Origin of the sequence: Paenibacillus hebaui (assembly GCF_051934385.1) — a bacterium.
GTDB lineage: Bacteria > Bacillota > Bacilli > Paenibacillales > Paenibacillaceae > Paenibacillus.
Genome location: NZ_CP196836.1, coordinates 4,782,501 through 4,800,898 on the forward strand (window position 1 = coordinate 4,782,501; position 18,398 = coordinate 4,800,898).

The window sequence follows — 18,398 nt, forward strand, 5'->3', positions numbered from 1 at the left end:
TTCTATTAGAATTGAATTACCCATACAACAATTCAGAGAGAAGGCTTCCCTAGAAATCATTTCACAACAGATTTGTTCAGGTACAGACACAAAACAGGATATTACAAAAGTATTTGTATTTCTCTATTCTTGGGGATTGAAATGAAACCTCCAAACAGCAGATGCTAGTGTCTGATTAACCCTCAACGTCATTCTGTTTCAAAAAGACGTAACCATAACAGGAATCGCTAAACTCATCTATAGTATGTATGGTTATTACTATGCATAATTAAATCGTTTCCAATATAAATTAAAGTAGTCACCCAAAATGTTGATGCTTATATTAAACGTCCCCCGGAACGTTATATAGCGAAGGAAGACCTCTTAATTACCTTCCACATTCATGAGGGGGGTTAAAAAGAGATTCTAATTATGGAACCGACCAATTCTATTTAATGTGGAAACGAATTCTTTAATTAGTTTTCAGGACCTACTTTTTCCACCGATTCAAATTCCCCATAATAATTGATCTAGCAATATAATAGATGATTTCAAAATTAAAATGTATAATACTCTTTGTTGATAATATATCTTATGAAAAGGTGAGTACTAATGTTTCAGACCGAGCAGGAGTTAGTAAATAGATTAGTTAAGCATTTCAATAAGTACTACACAATTCAAGAAGTAGGAGTGGGGTATGGGATTTCTGATTTAGTAATAATTAGAAACCAAACAGATTTGATACGTTTTATTGAAACCCGACGAGGAGTATATTTAAAAGACCTTGATGAAGTTAGGGTATTCGATTATATACGCAAACGAAATAAAGTGACCTTAGATGAATTAATGACAAAGTTATTCATCTCAAAATCAAAGTTGAAGTACTCAGTTCTAAAACGATTAGAATTCAATGGTGCAATCACAACAAATGGGGAATATTATAGCAAGAGCGAACAATTTAAATTATTTTGCCCCAGGGTAATTGCGATTGAAGCTAAACTTGAGGATTGGCAAAAAGGGCTTGCTCAAGCAATTAGATATCATCGTTTCGCAGAAAAATCTTATTTAGCAATAGATGATCAGTATATTCATAGAGTTAATCAAGAAGAATTTTATAAATTCAATATCGGATTAATAAGTGTTGGGTCTAAAGTTAAAGAGATTATAAAACCTATTTCACTCAAACCTTTAGACCCTGCTATGCGATATAAGGTTGCTGAAGAAATTATCTCAAGAAGAGATAGCGTTAGAGTTGATAAGCTTCATTAAATTCAGATTGTGATACTTCCATTATAATATCTCTCCATGTCTCTAAATGAGAATGTCCAAAATTCTTGATTCGCTTCTCCTTATTAATATCTTTTGTTAGCTTAATTGCATCATTTACATTTGAGATAAAACTAATTAATTTTTCCTTTGGTTCCAGAATTGACAAATCAATCATCTGCTTATTTTTAATATACATATGATGCTTAATTACATTATTAAATTCATAAAGTTGATTTGTGTTGCTGGAACCTTGGCAAAAATCACAGCCACAAATACATTCTTGCCCTGAATTTGTTGATAAAATATCCTGTAGAATATTTTGATTAAAAAGACCCATCAATTTTTCAACATAATATCGTCTCGCTGCTCCTCCACCTTGTTCACGCTCAAGATATTCTTTCTTGAAGTTATCACTTTGTCCCAACCCCGAGGAAACAGTATTTGCTCCCAATGCAACCAGACCTAAAGAAAAATCATTAACACGTGACAAAATTATTTCTTTCTTTGATTCAGCAAGCATTTTCACTAAATAAGCATAAGAAAGATAGTGGTTAGCATTTGTCGATTCAAAATTCCCTGATATTTGCAAATAGAATCCATCTGGATTTGCTGAAGTGACCAAATTCACAAGAGACTTAATGTTGTCTATATCTTCAAATTTACTAATTTCAAATGATATACCATAATAAAGTTTCTTGTTAATACCTGCACTTTGGAGATAGGACTTACCTTCTTTGTAGGCATTGTAATCGATATTTATCCACTCATCCTTTGGATCTTCCCAAAAATGATAAGGAGATATTAATTGAGTAACATTGTATTGTTCCTGGAGTTCAATAACTTTCCTAACTCTTTGTTGTAATGAAATAACATTCGAAAAATCTTTTGGAGTCTCTTTCCGTAATGGGCTTATTAAGTAAGGGATCTTTTTATAAGAAGCTTTTGTTGTGAATGCTGAATAGCCTAATGTCTGAGTGTACGGATCAACAATTAATTTCATCTCATTCTTTGCAAGCTCAGAATAATTTTTATCAGACTTAAGTAATTGAGGAACATTAAAAACAGCCCCTTTTATCTTATGACTATTATGATATTCAACGACTGCCTTTGCATCATTCTGTATTACCATAGGCAAGAATTCAATATTGCTATTAAAATACACAGTTGTTACTTTAGAAGAGTGTTTGAATCCAGATTTTTTGTGCTTATCCAATATTGTTAATATATTCTCGAATGAAATGCTTCTTTCAAAGGGATGCTTTTTTAGTAAAGTCTCTACTAATTCAGAAATTTCAACTGGAACAGAATGAACTTTAGAGGCAAGTGATTCAGGAACTTCATTTAGGATCTTATGAATTGCCTCTAATTGATTATTCATTCTCAAAGGTTTTTCACCAGATATTAACTCATACAAAACTGCTGCTGCTGAATAATAATCTGCTCTGAAATCTATATCTTTAGCAGAACGTAATTGTTCAGGAGCCATGTAGGCAAATGTGCCCATGCCCTGCCCAGTGGTGGTAAGAGTACTTGCATCTATTAATTTTGAAATACCAAAGTCTAATATTTTGATATTGAAGTTATCGTCAGTAATGATAATGTTTGAGGGCTTTAGATCTCGATGGATAATGTTATTTGCATGAATAGCTGCAATTCCTAAATAAATATTTTTAGCTATTAAGCATGCTTCAGAAACAGTTAAAGGATGTTTTTCTATATAAGCCTCAAGTGTATTTCCTTTGACATATTCCATTACAATATAACGGTATTTTTGTATTCCATCATTTATGAATCCATCATCGACGTATTTAACAACGTTCTCATGCGTAACAGCTTTAATAAATTTAATTTCTCTCTCTACCCTTTTGGAATTTACCGCTTCTTTATCAAGAATGTTCTCTCGTATCAATTTTAATGCGAAACTACTCCCATCCTTCTTTACTTCATACGTAGTACCAAAGTTACCTGCACCTAATGTACGAACGATTTCATACCCATTGATGTTATCCAATCACACTACCTCCAATCTTTGGGATTCCCTTATAGTACCATTGAACCACAATTTGTTGAAAAACAGAAGAAAAAGTTGTCAATTCATACTCTTCAGCTAGGTTATTACGATTTATACATAACAAAACAAACCTAAGAAATACTCTAGAGGTTTGTTTTGTTATATATTTCAAACTACTCTCTCGTTACCAACTCTTTACTCAAACTCTTGTTTTCAACCACTTTATAGCTTCTTCACCCACCAGAATATTTGGTTCTTCTGGCGTTCCGATATTGATGCTTTTTATAAAAGCTTCTTCTATTCCCCTAAGCCCTGTTAAGTTAGCACCGTGCAACAAAGTTCCTTTAAACGATGCTGAACTGACATCTACCTGATTCATATTAGCATCTCGAAAATCTGTAAGGTACAGGGAGCTGGAAATTAGCTTTGCATTTGACAAATTCGCATTTGTAAAGATGGACTCAGAGAGATCCGCTTTGGCAAACCTTGCACCTTGTGCATCGGCATCTGTAAAATCGGCATAAGACAAATCCGCCTTATAGAAATCAGCATTTACTACGTTGCTGTCAGTAAAACTGGACGAACATAACAATGATGATGACATGTCCATTTGTTCCAAGTTCATGCCATCAAAAGCACATTCGGTCAAATAGGCCTGAGATTTATTCGTGCTAAAAAAACAAGCCTTCGTCACAGGCTATACACGCGATTCAAGGGGCGATGTTGAATAACGAAATAGGAATGTTATACTTGCTGTACAAAAACTTAATTGCATTAAATTCAATATTTTTCAACATATCCAAAATGAGGAATTAGAACAAACTCATATCGTGATGCAGATTATAGTTTACAGAAGCAGATTCGTAGTATCTAGCATTAAAGTTGATTGGAGGAAAGGATTCATGAATGTAGTAATTGAGAAGTTAAAACACACAGATATTGAAAGCTTGTATGAATTCGAAGTTGAAAACAGAACTTTTTTCGAGGAAATGGTACCGTCTCGAGGAGATGATTATTACATACCTGAGGTTTTTAAAGTGAGGAATGAATCTCTGCTTGATGAACAAGTCAAAGGACTTTCCTTTTTTTATTTAATAAAAGACGAAAATAATTCTATTCTTGGAAGAATAAATTTAGTTGATATTGATGATTCCAATAAAATAGGATTTCTCGGCTATAGAGTGGGACAAATCCACACTGGAAAAGGTGTTGCTAAAAAAGCATTAAAATTATTACTCCATACAATAGTTGATTTAGATATAAAAGAAGTTAAGGCAAAAACAACCACCAACAATATAGCATCTCAAAAAATTTTAGAGCAAAACGGATTCGAGTATACCGAAACTAGTGATAAAGAATTTGAAATGAATGGGCAAATGTTAAAATTCATTAATTATAAATGGATAAATAAGCCATTATCTTGATCACCGACGGCGGCTGTTAAGCATAAGATCATAAGCCAAATTTCTTCGTTCAAGATACTGAGGTTAGCTTTTTTTGTGTTTTGAAAATCCTTATATTGTGAATTTCGCGCTCTTGATGTTATATCAGATCCCAAAGAATTACTAATCAGATAACCATTCTTTAACGATGAATGTAAGTCAATTTGTAATTTATATTGCACCATTTTCAAAACTTATTTTGCGTAAGAATACACAAATAGACAAGAGCTTGTATCACTTAGATACAAGCTCTTTTTGTACTAAAGTCCCCCTTTATTGAATTAACCCTGTATGATCTTATGTGACGTTAGTATGAGAAGTTTGTTTCCAAGCGTGTATAATTTTAGCTTCTTTTTCTTGGTTAAGTCTGTTGACAGGTTTGTAATCTCATTATGTCACTTGTTGCTGGTCTTCTTGATCAAGTCCACGCCATCGTATGCCAGACTTTCCACACTTGCAGCCTTCTGCAGTAAGTAATGATCAAAAAAGTTCTTCGTATAGTCTGTAACAAGATTTCGCATCTCCATAGCATCCCGTTCGCCTCTGAGTTCCTCATTAACACTGGTAAACACGATGTCGCAGTAATCTAAATGCGCAACACGGTCAACAGAGAAATAATAGGTTTCCATGCTATTGTTAGCGCCAATTATCGCATTCATATTATAGTTTGGTTCACAAAACAGTAGCAAGAAGGGTTTCTTAATGTCGCTGCCCTGAAGGCCGAACGCACCGCTATCCAAGCCAATCCCGCAGGCGAACCGGTCGTCATCCCGGCAAACCATCGCCGTCGTAAGCCCTCCATAAGAATGTCCGACTATGCCCATGCCGATGTCAAGCAGCAATCTGCCCTTAAAGATGGAATTCAGCTCTCCAGAGTCCAGTTTGTAAAGATAATCGGCTACATACCTTACATCTTCTGCCTGTAATTCACTATACTCTGTTAACTTAGCAAGTATCGGCAGTGTAAGCACGTTACGGCACATCTCAATGGCAGTTTCATCGTCAGGCCGCATCTCCATCTTACCAGCCAACGCCAGCATCTCCGGATCTTCACCAAACGCCATAATGACATCCGAAAAATCCTTGGATACATTAAACAGGCGCCCATCTTTACGCTTATACATCGTGCTATTCTGATGGCCGATGCTTACCACAACATATCCCATGCTTGCCAAGTCTGAACAGATCACTGTACCCCATTCTGGAGAACCGCCCCCGCCGCAAACATAGAATAACACCGGATAGCGCTTTTCCTTCCCGGAGAGAGCAAGGTCGTCGTAACACTGGGTCTTGATATCTATAGAGAAAAAATCCTTCCCGTTAAGATTCGCAGTGACAAGCGGCTGCTCATTAAGCATCTCGTAGACTTCAGGAAACATGTACGTTGATGTAGTCTTACCTTCGCTACTGTCGGACGGATAGTACACAAACGCCGTCAGTTCTCTTTTTGAGTGATCTGATGCCGTGTACTCAAAATCCATCTGGGTTCGACCGACAGTATAGCCGCCAATTGGTTCTGGAAATGCGTCATAAGTTTTCATTTTCTTGTTCCCCCTTAATTAATAAAGTGGCGAATGTGAAATACATATATTGCGCTATAAGCGCTTTTCAAAACTGTGAAACGATTACATCCTATCTTCAGTGAATCATATCTACTCCTTGGCTTTCTTGAGATCGCTAACAATTTCAGAATATTTATGATCTTCAAGCAGCCCATGACCCATAAAGTCAGCAAAGTACTTGCTAATCTTATGTTGCAGCTTAGAGTCCTTAATATTGAATTCCCTAAAAAACATGACTAAATTAAACTGCATTGACTCAAACATAAAAGAAATCAGGTCGTCGTCAATATCAGGTCGGAGATATCCATCAACCCTCATTCGGCGTAAAATGTCCTTGATTAAGGGAAATGACTCGCCCTTTAGCACATTCAGATATACTTTAAGCAAAATGTTCTCAGGAATGTATAAAAATGTTTCAGTGAGTTTGATTTCCAACTCATTCAGTGGCTCGGTCACCATGCCATTAACGTTACTAAATAAGCCAGTCAGGAAAAACTGGAAAAGGGAATCTTCATTACTGTTATTAAAATACGCAGCTCTTTTCTGGGTCACATTACGTATTAAGAGACAATAAAGGTCATCTTTGTCTTCAAAATACCGATAAAATGTTCCAGGGTGCATAGACAAACTATCCAAAACCATCTTCATAGTTATATCCTCGTAAAGATGATCAACAAAAAGATGCATAGCGCTATTAGATATTTCCTCGCGCCTTGCTTCATCTAAACGAAAGAAAGTATTTTTTGGCATAGATTACTCCTTAATGTGAAGTGTGAATTGATTCACACTTTACCGATAATCCATTCACATGTCAAGTATTTGAATAATGGAACAGGTTAACACACTAGTTTTCTAAAAAGGAGAGTACTATATCATTCAACTTTACTTAATTGATGGTGTTTCAATAAAGGAGATATCATCAATTAAGAGAATTTCAAAACGTACTTTACACTATTGGGTTAAGCAATATCACACCCATGGCTGTATACCTATATTTAATCATGTTAGTATCTCCAATCTTCTTAATGGTTTCGAGATAAAAACTTCATCCTATCTTTTATGTAGGTATATAATATATACGAGGAGGTTCATTATGAAAAAAATAATGCTGTTCATCTTAATTAGTATGATTCTACTTCCTGGCTGTTCTAACAAGGATGAGCAAGAGCATTATCCAGTTTACGAGGGTACTGTAGTATTTAAATCAGACCAAAATGACAAGTACAAATTTCTTGTTCTTCAACATATAAGTAGGGAAGATTTGGAGAATGGAAATCTTGAGGATTTTGTAAAACTAGCACAAGACCAGGAAGGTGCGTATTATTACCTCGATAAAGAGAATTATGAGTCGATTGAAGTAGGGCAAAGAGTAATAATCACTGCTGACTTTAACCAACAAGAATCCTTGCCACCCATTAGGACAGTTGTGAGTATTGAAAAAATCAATGAATAAGTTACTCAATAGAGAAAATCCCCCGCGATAACTTCGCAAATTATTAAAAATAACCATGATAATTTAAAACCGACAATCCAAGACTGAGGGGGATTATCATGGTTCTTTGTACTGGATAACACACTTTTTCACCAAGCCGCTGTTCGTTTCATGTTGCGAACACATTCTATATCCACATATATGAACGTAATATATATATGAACATTCGTTGTTCTTCGCAAATGATTTATGTTTCACAATCAGTGAGTTAAGAATGTAAATCCAATCTTTTTTCACGGCATCTGATAAATTATAAATCTCCTGTTTAGCTTCTGGATGCTCCTCCACGTATTTCTCACTGTAAATCATCAAATAGTTATAAAAATTCATCATATTCCATGACCACCATTACATCTTCATCATATGCTGGCGGCTCTCCAATAAAACACACTTTCTGATCGCCAATGTACCCTTCCTCTTTTGGCAATTGATAGGATCACAAAACGATCAGCATGGTCAACTATCTTTTGCGATTATTGACTCTCAATCTCACTGATCTCACTATATTTTTGGTTTATCCACTCTAATGCTAATTCCGCTTGTTCTTTCAAGATAACACTTCGCTGGCTTTTATACTGAAAGTTCTCTTTTGCCCATAGCAACAGTATCTTTACATATTCTAACGTCTCAATTTCACATGTACTGCCCTCTTCATCTTCTTATGTAAATATCTTCAAAAGTTGTAAAACACTTGTAAGATTTTATTAAGTTCACATTCCCTCCACCTTCGTATAACGTTATCTTCCCTTTAAGTAATTCGATTAACTTTCCGATCTCTTCCTGGTTAACGATGAATCGATGCCTAGTCCACGATAACTTCGTTGAAATCTTCTTTATATTCCATTGTATACCTATATTTAATCATGTTCGTATCTCCAATTTTTTTAATACAACGGATAGGCGGATGTAATCATAACAATATAGCCCACAATAATTTATTATGCTCCTTTATTTGCTGTCCTATCACCTTCTTTGGTTATTTTCTGCATACAAAAAAGCTCATTCCTCACAACATTCAGATGGGAAGAGCTCTCGGATTTTTATAACACCAATCGGGGTCATACGGTAACGTTTTTAGTGCTTGCATATCTTCCCAACTGTACACCCAATACTTGGACTATGAATACTATGGACGTATAAGATACACGAACTTTCGTTGTTCCTCGCAAATGATTTATGATTCACAATCAGTGAGTTAAGAATGTAAACCCAATCTTTTTTTTACCATATCTAATAAATTATAAATCTCCTGTTTAGCTTCTGGGTGCTCCTCCACGTACTTCTCACTGTAAAACATCAAATAGTTATAAAATTCATCATGCTCCATCACTGCCATTACATCTTCATCATATGCTGGCGGCTCTCCAATAAAACACACTTTCTGATCACCAATATACTCTTCCTCTTCTGGCATATGATAGGATGAAAATTGTACCTCCAGTGGACCTGAACCATACCCATGTCTCTCATGATCTCCGAAGTATGTTAAAGCTCTCGGAAAATCAATAATCCAGAAATAAGATTCGACTAATCTATCTATTTCAGCTTTTGTTGCCAATATTTTATACATCATATCTCTCCTTCATTGTTAATTAAAAAGCAGGATAAAAGTTCTTTATGTTCCCTTTTTCATCTACGAACCCCACAAATTTCAGCCCATTTAGTTCTCCTTTAACTATCCCGTTCTTCACGTTTCCAGCCTGTATCTGTGGCTCTAATGCTACTTTTCCCCAATTATACATTTTTTCATTAGAAATTATATTAGGATCATATACTGTTTTGGGATCATTCACTCTCTTCCCAAGCACATTTCCATTTGAGTCCGTTATCGGTTCAAAAATACTTTTATCTGATTCACTTCGCTTCAAGGACAGAATTTGATACTCCACCTCGTAAATCCCCTCGACATTGTGCTTCTTGGGTTCACCTATAAAATAATCCTTTTTAACACTCAGCCCATACTTATTTGCGTCTTCTTGTAAGGCCTCATTAAATTTGTCCATATTATGACCACCTGATACTCCAGGTCTGCTACCTCTCTTAAATCCATCAACGTTTACTAGGTGATTGTATGGTCTTTGCAATTTTTCAGCATCACTTACATGTTCACTTATTATACTCTTAGATGCTAAGCCCTTTACTCTCAGTAGCCTTCTTTTGGTCATTCGCTTTCCTCGCTTCAGCCGCTTCCAAATTCTTCTTAATCTTCGCCACAGCTGGATGGGAAGAAGGCAGCCGAAAAGGCCCTTTGCCACCCGGCATACTGCCGCGAACCATCTGAAACGCCATAAATAGCTGACTGAACTTCAGAGAAGTCAACATCATTTGAGCATACTTATCGGATACAGCCTCGCCTGTGAAGGGATGAATTCCATTTTCAAAGGCTTTGATCTGCATCGCATAAATATCTTCCCCTGGCGCTTCAGCATCCGTAGCTTGCATCCGATTAAAATCCAAATGCCCCTGATCCTTCTTATATGCCTGCAGGGCTGCCTGATCCGTAACACCATTCTCGTTCACAGGCATCCACACCCATTTGCCAAACATATTGACTTGAGCCATCCGATAACCCTTATCATCCGAACCGGCTTAGTATCTCGTGGTCTTCATCATTGCTCCCGCACCCACAGCGCCAACAGCACTGCCAAGACTCACCTTTTCAGCATCGGCATTCTCAAATCGCGTGGAAATATCCTTCAGTTCCTTAGAGGTGTTCACCATACTTTCCAGCGCCTTCTGCAATACAGGACGTGAGCGCGCAAACTCACATAAAAACGCTCCTGCGTCACACCCAGCCACATCTGCTGAAGGAACATGATCTGTCTTGTGAGATCCTCCCGTATATGCTCCAATTGTTGTCTCGCCTGATCCACCTGATTCGATACGTGATGTAACTGTTCAGGGGTAACTTTAATGGTACTCATCCATTTTCACCGCTCATCTAAGATATGATACAACTATGTTAGCAGAAGTTTAATGGCAATTACATCCGGCTAACCTCCTGATTTCACTTCATGAATCCACGCTCAGAATGATTTATATCCGTCCTTCAGCCCCATAGGATCTCTCTGAAGGTGTATACATGTTCCTGGGAGTTGTCCTTCAATAAGATGACTACAGGATACTGTGGCATTTTACTGCGACGAGCAGCATACTTTAACAATTAATGGCATTAATGAATAAACTTGACTTGTACCGATGATTAGGTGTACTATATGTTTGTATAAATGGAATATATTACAATTTAAATATTTATTTTGGAATCTTTTATTTTCAAGCTGGGTATTAGAGCACCGCTAGCTAAGATAACAATGCGTATAAATGAGTTTTCCATTTTGTCTGCAACACATCATCCATTGGCAGGCATTCATTTTACATATACATTCCTACTTCATAGAGTTTTCTAGCCTGTAGAGTTCTCCTCCTTTATTTCTGTTTTCAGTAAAGAAAAAAAGGGGAAGAACCATCTTCAAAAGAGAGGAGGGTAAGAGGCTTTAATCTGCAAGCGGGTCTATTTTGTCGTAATCGCATGTTTTTTGTAATAGGATACCCATAACAAGAAAGGTGGAATTTATTGCTATGAAAAAATTGATTAGTTTAGCTCTTATTCTTGTTCTAGCTCTTTCGTTTAATGTAGCTGCCTTTGCAGACGGTGATGTGACTCAAGCCAAACCGTTGACAAAGGAAGAAATTATTAATTCCAAAGAATTCCGTGAAACTGTGAAAGCGGCTAAGGCTGAATTTGAATCGCAGAAGGCTGATAATGCGGGTGGTCCAGTTCTGTTTGCGCCTGCTCCGAAAGTATCTCACATTAATGTATATGGTGTCGTATCTCCTAATGGCGGTCAAGAAATTTACGGCTTCAATAACAACCCGCTCTCCACGACCAATGATCACGGTGGGGCTTGGATTCAGTGTATTACTTTCCAGATCGGTTATGACAGCAGTCACTACGGCACACTCGCCGGCAATACAATGACAAACAACTGGTCTGAAGCTATTGATTTGGACGGTGATCGTGTCGTAGATGCTTGGGCCCATTCTTGGGTTTATGAAGCGCCTAGTACAGGGGGACAATTTGTAGGTACGGTCTATTCCATTAATATTCCAACACAATGGACCGCTTGGATTAATGTCCGTTAACAGGAAGGATGTAATATGAATATTGGAGGAATTGGCTATCCTGGTTCTATCATGAGGAATACGGGAAGTAAGCCCAAAGGCTCATCAGCTTCGGATACGAATTCGATCGTACCTAAATTTGATATGACAGCTCACTCTTCTGCTAACAATTCTGTTAATACATTTGCTCAGGCGGCCTTGAAGAATGCATCTCAAGAAGTCCAGGATGCGTGGAACAAAGCAGAGGAAAAAAGCAGTGGGTTCAATCCCTTAACCGATGCTGATGGTAAAATTGCAGGTTCCTCCTTGTTGGCGCGACATATGGAGATGGAATACAACCTGATGCTTCGTTATGGTGCTAAGGAAGCCCGTATACGCATGGACAATGTGCTTGCAAACAAAGATTCCGCCAAGTCTCTAATCCGTGCGGCTTTGGAACGAGCTAAACATCCGTTAACAAGCACTAAAAGCTCTGCCCAGCTTGAGTTAGAAAGGCATTTTTTAGAGTCTTTTTTATCGCATCTGGATTGATGGACACGGATTTGATTCTTGATCAGGCGCAGGGATATACATCCCCTGCGTCTTTTATCGTTGCGACGTGATCCTAAGAGCAAGCAGCACAGCAAAATCGCAAGGGCATTGCCGAGTATCCTGCCACGACGAGCCGGGAGTTGCAGCCCGCCGCGGCCACGTTCCATTTCCATGCTTCTCTTGCAGAGTGTTTAGTTCAATAGGGTCAAACCTTCCAGTTCCGCTTGTTTTAAATCAGCAGTAACCATCATAAAGTTGTTGTCCTACTATTACAGGCCCGACTTCTCAGCGTTACAGCTGTCAAACCAACAAGACCCGGGCAACGCTTCTGCATTCAGCAGGGCATAGCCGGGGTTTATATTTTATCAATTATTGTCCTAGCATTTCTCAACCTATCTCACTGCGTAAAATCATGCTGCCCGATAGGCAGTTTAGGTCGGCTTTTAATTACTGACCATCGTCGATCGCAGTGAACTGACCTTTCGGGAAAATCACCTCCGAGACGATGAAGGGAATGCCCCGGATTGTACCCGGTTCAGTACGACAGCCCCTTACATCGAAAGGTAAAGGGGTATTGATATCACAGATTTGAACATAAGGCTTTCTAAATTAAATTTGCGTCCAAGCAATTTAATCTTATCTGCATAAGGTAATGAATATATAGAAAGCGAGGTATAACAATGCCTACTCAATTTTTAGATTCTCGTCTATCGCTGCATAATACCTTTAGTGTTGGCACTACAATTTTATCAACAACCCCTACGTTGCTGGGTGATATAGGTCTTCAAACTGTCAGTGCTATAGGAACCTCAAACGAAAATGATGTACGTATTCAACTTTGGGGAACAGTTGGGGTTAACAGATCTGCAGCAAACCTAGTCAACATCTATGTTGAAAGAGGTGGCACTGGTATATTCGGTACAGGATTTCTCATTTTCAATTCAACGATTGATTTAACTTCAGGTCCGGGTTCCAGACTTCTGACATTTGCTGCTGGCGACTTCCCACCAGTAACTGATGTTGTAACTGGCCAGATTCGATATACAATGTATGTTGCAAGTACCGCAGCAACTGCTGTAACTATTATTGGCCCAGTTTCCTTTAATGGTTTAGCTCAAGCAGGCACATCTTAAAACTAAATATAAAAAACAGGAACTCGGGATGCTACTTAGCTCCGAAGTTCCTGTTTTTTAATTCTCTTTACGATCTATATAAGTTGAACTAAAGATATATTCACACGTACACTCCGATGACAGAATAACCTTCCAATCGCTGTTATCCCCAGATTTTTTTGATTCCCTTTTCTCAAGGGGAAAATCCGGTGATAAAGGCGAACGCTTCGCTTTTTCAGGTTTTTTCTGTCCTCTCCGTTTCTGTGTAAATGATTAGTTCAACTTATATAGTAATCTTAGACAATAATATTACTGTTTAACTCTACGTAATGCTTAGAAGAAAGCACATGTGCGTTTCGCTCTCGTTCGATTTCCACAATACAAATATATCATGAAAAAAGTCCAACGAATGGCCTTCATTCATAACTCAGTCAATAACCAGTCATATCTTAAAAGCAAGTTTTAAATTGTTATATAGATTCAGCCTTATCTTCTAAAGCATAATAGATCGTTGTAACTTCTTGCCGCTAAGCGGACAACTCTTTCAAATCAGCAACATACGATATTTCAATATAATAGATTGGAGGAATGAAAATGGTTCGTACACTTGACGCTCGTACTTCTCTCGCGTCGACGGGCATTACTCCGCTCAACATCCCACTTCCAGCAAACACACCTACTCTGCTCGGGATCGTGGGACTCAACATTGTTAATCCGGGACCGCTCATCCGTACTCAGTTTAATGGAACCTATCGTTTCTCAGTGGCCAGTTTATCTTCGTTGCCCTCTACTATTCGCTTGGAAATCTTCAGGGGGTCCACCAATACAGGCCAACCTATTTATGTCGTTTCCCAACCTGTATTCCCTTCCACCAACAGCATACTCGCAAGCTTCGAAGGTTCGGATTACAATGTGCCTCCCCCTGTAAATGGACAATTAATCTATTCTTGCTATGCAACATTTGTGCCAGCATCCGGGATGGAACAAGCTACCCGTATTGGACCGGAATGCTTTAATGCTGTCGCATATAGCGACGATTAACTTCAATTTCTATATGAATCTCTAGGGAAGGAGGACATCAAATGGTCAAAACCTTAGATGCACGGACTTCTCAAGGCTCCAACGGACAGAACATATTAACACCCAGCTTCACGAATGGAGTCCCACAATTATTCGCGCAGGTTGGACTACAAGTAAATAATCCAGGAATGGTCATCCGGACGCTTTTTTCGGGTATTATCGGAATTACCGCCGATCAGCTTCCTGTTAACGGGGATCTTGTCATAGAAGTGTATCGAGGATTGAGCAATTCACAGCAACTTGTTTATCGTGCGGGTACTATTGTCCAGGCCAACCCGTTTTTTAGTCCTTGCGTATTAAGCTTTACTGGCTCGGATTATAATGTGACACCCCCTGGAAATGGTCAACTTATTTATTCTGTATACGCTACATTTACCTATAATCCAAGTTACAGTGTTAGCAACCTGCGCCTTGGGCCCGAAAGTTTCAATGCTACAGTTTATTCCGATGATTAATAGTTATGAGTTAATTTCGGAAACATGTTCCCTCTTCTCATTTATTAAACGTAAAAAGGGAGAGCTAGAATTCATTAGCTCTCCCCTTTTATTTATGTTTGTTATTTAGTAAACAGATTCCTTACTTAGCTCTATGTCTTTCAATACTTCCAACCCCAGTCTATAAAAATACATAAATCCAAATCAAATTCTGCATTCAAGTCATAGGACTAGGCCGATTGCCTTTTATTCGATATATATCGCTGGGGTCTCGTTATTCATAACTCTGATTGAGAAGGTAAATAGAAAATTCAAATTTTTGAAACATCATTTTCTTCAATACTTATGCTGCTCATAATAGCCATGCAACTTTTGAGGTATAAACCGACTTCTCCCATCACAATGTTTCCAATTCTTCATCAATTTTTTCTAGTTCATATATTAATTGCTTAAACAACTTTTTGTTTTCTTCAGTATCTGTATTTCTAAAATCTGTTTTTCCCAGAAAAGCCATGTAGATGCTGATTAAACGATTTTGAATATCTTCCTCCTCTTCTGTGCAATCCAACTCAAAAAAACCTTCAATTCTTGGTTTCTCTGATTTTGGGAATCCTCTATTTTCAATAGAAGCCTCTAGTACATCTACTACATAAATTGCTTCACTTTTAAACTCAGGTTCATTCTTCATGCTGCACCCCACTATCAAAAAAATAAGAAACATGGACACTGACATTTTTAGTGACAAACTACCTTCTCCTTTTTTTAGATTTGAATATAAATTCCGGTGGATACAAGTGGTTATCGACTCGTACTGAGCTCCTCTACTTAGCTTGCTATTTACAGACTGATATTTAGTGAGTTGCTCTTCTGCATCTTCATAGTACCCATCGGTATCACCATAAGGAACATCTCTTCGCGCCTTCAATTCCCACATTTGGCCACTTGATGTTACTATATCTACCCAGTAGTGCTTATTTGGCCACCATGAAATTTTCTGCTCTATATGAAACTCCAATGTTGTACTTAATCCTGTTTTTAAATGAATAGCTCTTGCTGTAGACACTTTTAGATGCGTCAAGAAAAAAGCCACACCGAGGTAATTCTCACATGTGGCACAATGGTTATCGACAGCTTCAGTTATTCCTTTGGCAAGATCAAAGGATTTGGTGAACCACAAGAAGGTGCTCCGCTTGATGCAAATGCTCGGTATTCAATCCCGAATTCGTCGTCAACGACGCTCTAGTAGTTCGTATTCACCTGCTCAGCGTGTAGCAGAGAACCGCTTGAAGCAAGACTTCAGTGCGGAAAAGCCGAATCAGAAATGAGTAACCGACATTACCCAGTATCGTGTTGGAGAGCGCTGGGTATATCTATCTTTCAGCCATAAAGGATCTGTTTAATAACGAAATTGTGGCTTACCAAATCGGCGAACGCAACGACAATGAACTCGTGCTCCGCACATTCAGCAAAGCGTTTGCGAAGCAAAAAGACGTGACCGGACTGGTCGTTCACAGCGACCAGGGATTCCAGTACACTTCTCACGCTTACCACGAGATGCTGCCAAAGGTTCGCGCCCGAATCAGCATGTCTCGCCGAAGAAATTGTTATGATAATGCCTCTAAGGAAAGTTTCTTCTCGCATCTCAAAACGGAAGGACTCTACCCTTTTCATATTCAAACGGTTACCGAAGCACAAAGCAAAATTGAAAAATATATTTGTTCTACAACCAGAAACGGCCACAACGGAAACTAAAAACACTGACGCCGGTAGAGTACCGACGCCAGTTTGCCTCCTAGGGTCTTTTTTCAGTGTCTATAAAACAGGGACTTGACCACATGTGGTCTGTAGGTTTTTCAATCATTTCCTGCAAATGTTCTATGTTTATTAGAGATCTTCAACTATATCATGTTCAAGATCCCAAGGCTCTATCGTTTTTATTGCACTCAACGGAATCAGTAATCGTGTATCATCATGAGCATCTTCAGGTACAATAACCAGAACATTATTAAAGGAATAATAATTAATGTACATACCAATTACATTTAAGTTATCAAGAAAAGTTATCTTGATACCTCTATTTAGATACCCCTTCATAAATATTTCTTGTTTTTCCACAATGTTTCCTCCTATGTCTTAATTATTAAATTCTTGTTTCCAGCTTTCCAATCGAAATAGTAAATTCCTTCATCTGTCCAAACTTGAATTGCATACATAATTGTTGTTCCTTTATACCATTCTGCAAGTTTGGTGCTTGCTACACCAACATCCCCAAGGTCTGGTAGTCTACTACTTGTTCTCTTTATGTATTTTCATAATGACTTGTTCCCCTGCTATAGAATATACAAATCAAAATCAAACTCTGCTTTCAATTCATAGGCTATACCGATTGCCTTTTGCTCGATAGTAATCGCAGGAGTCTCATTATTCATAATCCTGATCGAGAAACTAAACAGAAAATTCAAATTATGCTTCATTCGCAAGGTTTTCAACTTTTCAATATGTGGCTCCAAAAGAATGAGTATATGGTTCAATTGCTGATTGATATCAAAAGATTCCTGATAATCCGTCTCCAAGAACCAACAGGTTTCTTTTCGATACAAATCTCTATCCACAATCTTTTCTCCTTTTATATAGGTTCCTGATGGTTCAATTCCAATCTGTTCTGTGATTAACTTCGGTTCGAAATGATCTCCTGTAATGATAAATTCAGCCATGATATTCGTTTTGTCCATTAAGATCTCCCAACTTGTTCAGATTCATATATCAGATACCACTCGAAATATATTTAACTATTAACTTTTCAAGTAATAGAAATGAGTGTCTACTTACACAGTTATGGTTCATCTTCTAAGATCTTTTCTCCCGATAAACGATTCAATTTCATCCGAAAGTTTTTTGGTCCATTCACCCATATATTTTTGTGCTTCTACATATCTATTTAGATCATCACCAATTCTTGCTAAAATGGTTGTTGTTAATACTTGCCTGCTGTACAGGTCTCCTTCTTTTGCGATTTTCTCGAAAAACACAAAATATCTATCAGCTGTACTGTTGAGTTGAGCCTGTTCTAATTGCTTAATTATCTCTTCATTGACATTATCGCCGAAAAAAACATGCGCTAACTCTGTATCATAATCCGTAATGTGTTCTTGATAGGCTGCTTCAAATTCAGGAAACATATCTAAAAACTTTTTGGTTATTACACTTTTACACATAACACACCTTGTCCTCTCATTTACTGTTAAGAGCCTTTTTAAGTCATTTATTAGTGCGCTAACCATGAATAGAAAGAAGAACAACAACCTGTGTTATTAAGTTGATGTTTTTTCAGTAGTTCCATTTATCGAGACTATTTATTAGTAGG

At 37.7% G+C, this 18,398-nt stretch carries 24 protein-coding genes and 1 pseudogene; 12 read left to right on the plus strand and 13 right to left on the minus strand.

Annotation, left to right across the window (positions count from 1 at the left end; genetic code table 11):
* Window positions 1–591: 591 nt before the first annotated feature.
* Window positions 592–1,248: a hypothetical protein gene (locus ACR32F_RS21690; RefSeq protein ID WP_440110655.1), complete on the plus strand. Its 657-nt coding sequence runs from the start codon at window positions 592–594 to the stop codon at window positions 1,246–1,248.
* On the opposite strand, the gene ACR32F_RS21695 is transcribed toward ACR32F_RS21690, so the two are convergent.
* Window positions 1,226–3,259: a serine/threonine-protein kinase gene (locus tag ACR32F_RS21695; protein ID WP_440110657.1), complete on the minus strand. Its 2,034-nt coding sequence runs from the start codon at window positions 3,257–3,259 to the stop codon at window positions 1,226–1,228. The genes ACR32F_RS21690 and ACR32F_RS21695 overlap by 23 nt on opposite strands.
* Before the next feature lie 199 nt (window positions 3,260–3,458).
* The gene (locus tag ACR32F_RS21700) at window positions 3,459–3,869 is read right to left on the minus strand and encodes a pentapeptide repeat-containing protein (RefSeq protein WP_440119974.1); all 411 of its coding nucleotides are present in this window, start codon (window positions 3,867–3,869) and stop codon (window positions 3,459–3,461) included.
* A gap of 292 nt (window positions 3,870–4,161) precedes the next feature.
* Here ACR32F_RS21700 and ACR32F_RS21705 point away from each other — a divergent pair, with 292 nt between their 5' ends.
* A complete protein-coding gene (locus ACR32F_RS21705; protein WP_440110659.1) occupies window positions 4,162–4,683 on the plus strand; it encodes a GNAT family N-acetyltransferase in 522 nt (173 codons plus the stop codon).
* Between the two features lie 413 nt (window positions 4,684–5,096).
* Here ACR32F_RS21705 and ACR32F_RS21710 read toward each other — a convergent pair whose 3' ends face one another.
* Window positions 5,097–6,242, minus strand: coding sequence for an alpha/beta hydrolase (locus ACR32F_RS21710; protein ID WP_440110661.1), 1,146 nt, complete (start codon window positions 6,240–6,242; stop codon window positions 5,097–5,099).
* 111 nt (window positions 6,243–6,353) lie between these two features.
* Window positions 6,354–7,013 carry a TetR/AcrR family transcriptional regulator gene (locus ACR32F_RS21715; RefSeq protein ID WP_440110663.1) on the minus strand — a complete coding sequence of 220 codons (660 nt, stop codon included), beginning with the start codon at window positions 7,011–7,013 and terminating at the stop codon, window positions 6,354–6,356.
* 124 nt (window positions 7,014–7,137) lie between these two features.
* On the opposite strand from ACR32F_RS21715, the pseudogene ACR32F_RS21720 reads away from it, so the two are divergent.
* Window positions 7,138–7,236, plus strand: a pseudogene (locus ACR32F_RS21720) (helix-turn-helix domain-containing protein); the annotation flags it as partial.
* Between the two features lie 120 nt (window positions 7,237–7,356).
* Entirely contained in the window at window positions 7,357–7,716 is a 360-nt protein-coding gene (locus ACR32F_RS21725) for a DUF3221 domain-containing protein (RefSeq protein WP_440110665.1), read from the plus strand.
* Between the two features lie 1,234 nt (window positions 7,717–8,950).
* On the opposite strand, the gene cdiI is transcribed toward ACR32F_RS21725, so the two are convergent.
* Genes cdiI through ACR32F_RS21750 form a run of 5 tightly spaced genes read right to left on the minus strand, consistent with a single transcriptional unit; the run spans window position 8,951 to window position 10,679 of the window.
* Entirely contained in the window at window positions 8,951–9,328 is a 378-nt protein-coding gene (gene cdiI, locus ACR32F_RS21730; RefSeq protein ID WP_440110667.1) for a ribonuclease toxin immunity protein CdiI, read from the minus strand.
* A gap of 19 nt (window positions 9,329–9,347) precedes the next feature.
* Window positions 9,348–9,920 (minus strand): CdiA family toxin C-terminal domain-containing protein, encoded by a 573-nt coding sequence (locus tag ACR32F_RS21735; protein ID WP_440110669.1) that lies wholly within the window; start codon window positions 9,918–9,920, stop codon window positions 9,348–9,350.
* Window positions 9,877–10,317 carry a hypothetical protein gene (locus tag ACR32F_RS21740; protein ID WP_440110671.1) on the minus strand — a complete coding sequence of 147 codons (441 nt, stop codon included), beginning with the start codon at window positions 10,315–10,317 and terminating at the stop codon, window positions 9,877–9,879. Before ACR32F_RS21740 ends, ACR32F_RS21735 begins: the two co-directional genes overlap by 44 nt.
* Window positions 10,318–10,344: 27 nt before the next feature.
* Complete coding sequence (locus tag ACR32F_RS21745; protein WP_440110673.1) at window positions 10,345–10,476, minus strand: hypothetical protein; 132 nt, start codon at window positions 10,474–10,476, stop codon at window positions 10,345–10,347.
* Window positions 10,470–10,679 (minus strand): WXG100 family type VII secretion target, encoded by a 210-nt coding sequence (locus ACR32F_RS21750; RefSeq protein ID WP_440110675.1) that lies wholly within the window; start codon window positions 10,677–10,679, stop codon window positions 10,470–10,472. Before ACR32F_RS21750 ends, ACR32F_RS21745 begins: the two co-directional genes overlap by 7 nt.
* Window positions 10,680–11,334: 655 nt before the next feature.
* On the opposite strand from ACR32F_RS21750, the gene ACR32F_RS21755 reads away from it, so the two are divergent.
* The 5 genes from ACR32F_RS21755 (at window position 11,335) to ACR32F_RS21775 (ending at window position 15,055) form a co-directional block, all read left to right on the plus strand.
* Window positions 11,335–11,898 (plus strand): DUF4879 domain-containing protein, encoded by a 564-nt coding sequence (locus ACR32F_RS21755; RefSeq protein ID WP_440110677.1) that lies wholly within the window; start codon window positions 11,335–11,337, stop codon window positions 11,896–11,898.
* Between the two features lie 15 nt (window positions 11,899–11,913).
* A complete protein-coding gene (locus ACR32F_RS21760; RefSeq protein ID WP_440110679.1) occupies window positions 11,914–12,408 on the plus strand; it encodes a hypothetical protein in 495 nt (164 codons plus the stop codon).
* Window positions 12,409–13,088: 680 nt separating this feature from the next.
* Window positions 13,089–13,541 carry a hypothetical protein gene (locus ACR32F_RS21765; protein ID WP_440110681.1) on the plus strand — a complete coding sequence of 151 codons (453 nt, stop codon included), beginning with the start codon at window positions 13,089–13,091 and terminating at the stop codon, window positions 13,539–13,541.
* Window positions 13,542–14,114: 573 nt separating this feature from the next.
* Window positions 14,115–14,561, plus strand: a complete 447-nt coding sequence (locus tag ACR32F_RS21770; RefSeq protein WP_440110683.1) for a hypothetical protein — start codon at window positions 14,115–14,117, stop codon at window positions 14,559–14,561.
* Between the two features lie 41 nt (window positions 14,562–14,602).
* Window positions 14,603–15,055: a hypothetical protein gene (locus ACR32F_RS21775; protein ID WP_440110685.1), complete on the plus strand. Its 453-nt coding sequence runs from the start codon at window positions 14,603–14,605 to the stop codon at window positions 15,053–15,055.
* A 376-nt stretch (window positions 15,056–15,431) separates the two neighbouring features.
* Here the strand turns inward: ACR32F_RS21775 and ACR32F_RS21780 are convergent, their stop codons facing one another.
* Window positions 15,432–16,211: a hypothetical protein gene (locus ACR32F_RS21780; protein ID WP_440110687.1), complete on the minus strand. Its 780-nt coding sequence runs from the start codon at window positions 16,209–16,211 to the stop codon at window positions 15,432–15,434.
* Window positions 16,212–16,215: 4 nt separating this feature from the next.
* Between ACR32F_RS21780 and ACR32F_RS21785 the strand changes: the two genes are divergently transcribed.
* From ACR32F_RS21785 to ACR32F_RS21795, 3 genes are all read left to right on the plus strand, one after another.
* Window positions 16,216–16,359 carry a hypothetical protein gene (locus ACR32F_RS21785; protein WP_440119975.1) on the plus strand — a complete coding sequence of 48 codons (144 nt, stop codon included), beginning with the start codon at window positions 16,216–16,218 and terminating at the stop codon, window positions 16,357–16,359.
* Window positions 16,360–16,444: 85 nt separating this feature from the next.
* Complete coding sequence (locus tag ACR32F_RS21790) at window positions 16,445–16,786, plus strand: transposase (protein ID WP_440119976.1); 342 nt, start codon at window positions 16,445–16,447, stop codon at window positions 16,784–16,786.
* Window positions 16,750–16,830, plus strand: a complete 81-nt coding sequence (locus ACR32F_RS21795) for an IS3 family transposase (RefSeq protein ID WP_440119977.1) — start codon at window positions 16,750–16,752, stop codon at window positions 16,828–16,830. The genes ACR32F_RS21790 and ACR32F_RS21795 overlap by 37 nt, the downstream gene beginning before the upstream one ends.
* 88 nt (window positions 16,831–16,918) lie before the next feature.
* Here the strand turns inward: ACR32F_RS21795 and ACR32F_RS21800 are convergent, their stop codons facing one another.
* The 3 genes from ACR32F_RS21800 to ACR32F_RS21810 all read right to left on the minus strand — a co-directional run bounded on the left by ACR32F_RS21800 (window position 16,919) and on the right by ACR32F_RS21810 (window position 18,249).
* Window positions 16,919–17,149, minus strand: coding sequence for a hypothetical protein (locus tag ACR32F_RS21800; RefSeq protein WP_440110689.1), 231 nt, complete (start codon window positions 17,147–17,149; stop codon window positions 16,919–16,921).
* A 215-nt stretch (window positions 17,150–17,364) separates the two neighbouring features.
* Window positions 17,365–17,766, minus strand: a complete 402-nt coding sequence (locus ACR32F_RS21805; protein WP_440110691.1) for a DUF4279 domain-containing protein — start codon at window positions 17,764–17,766, stop codon at window positions 17,365–17,367.
* A gap of 108 nt (window positions 17,767–17,874) precedes the next feature.
* Entirely contained in the window at window positions 17,875–18,249 is a 375-nt protein-coding gene (locus ACR32F_RS21810; protein ID WP_440110693.1) for a DUF7674 family protein, read from the minus strand.
* Between the last annotated feature and the right edge of the window lie 149 nt (window positions 18,250–18,398).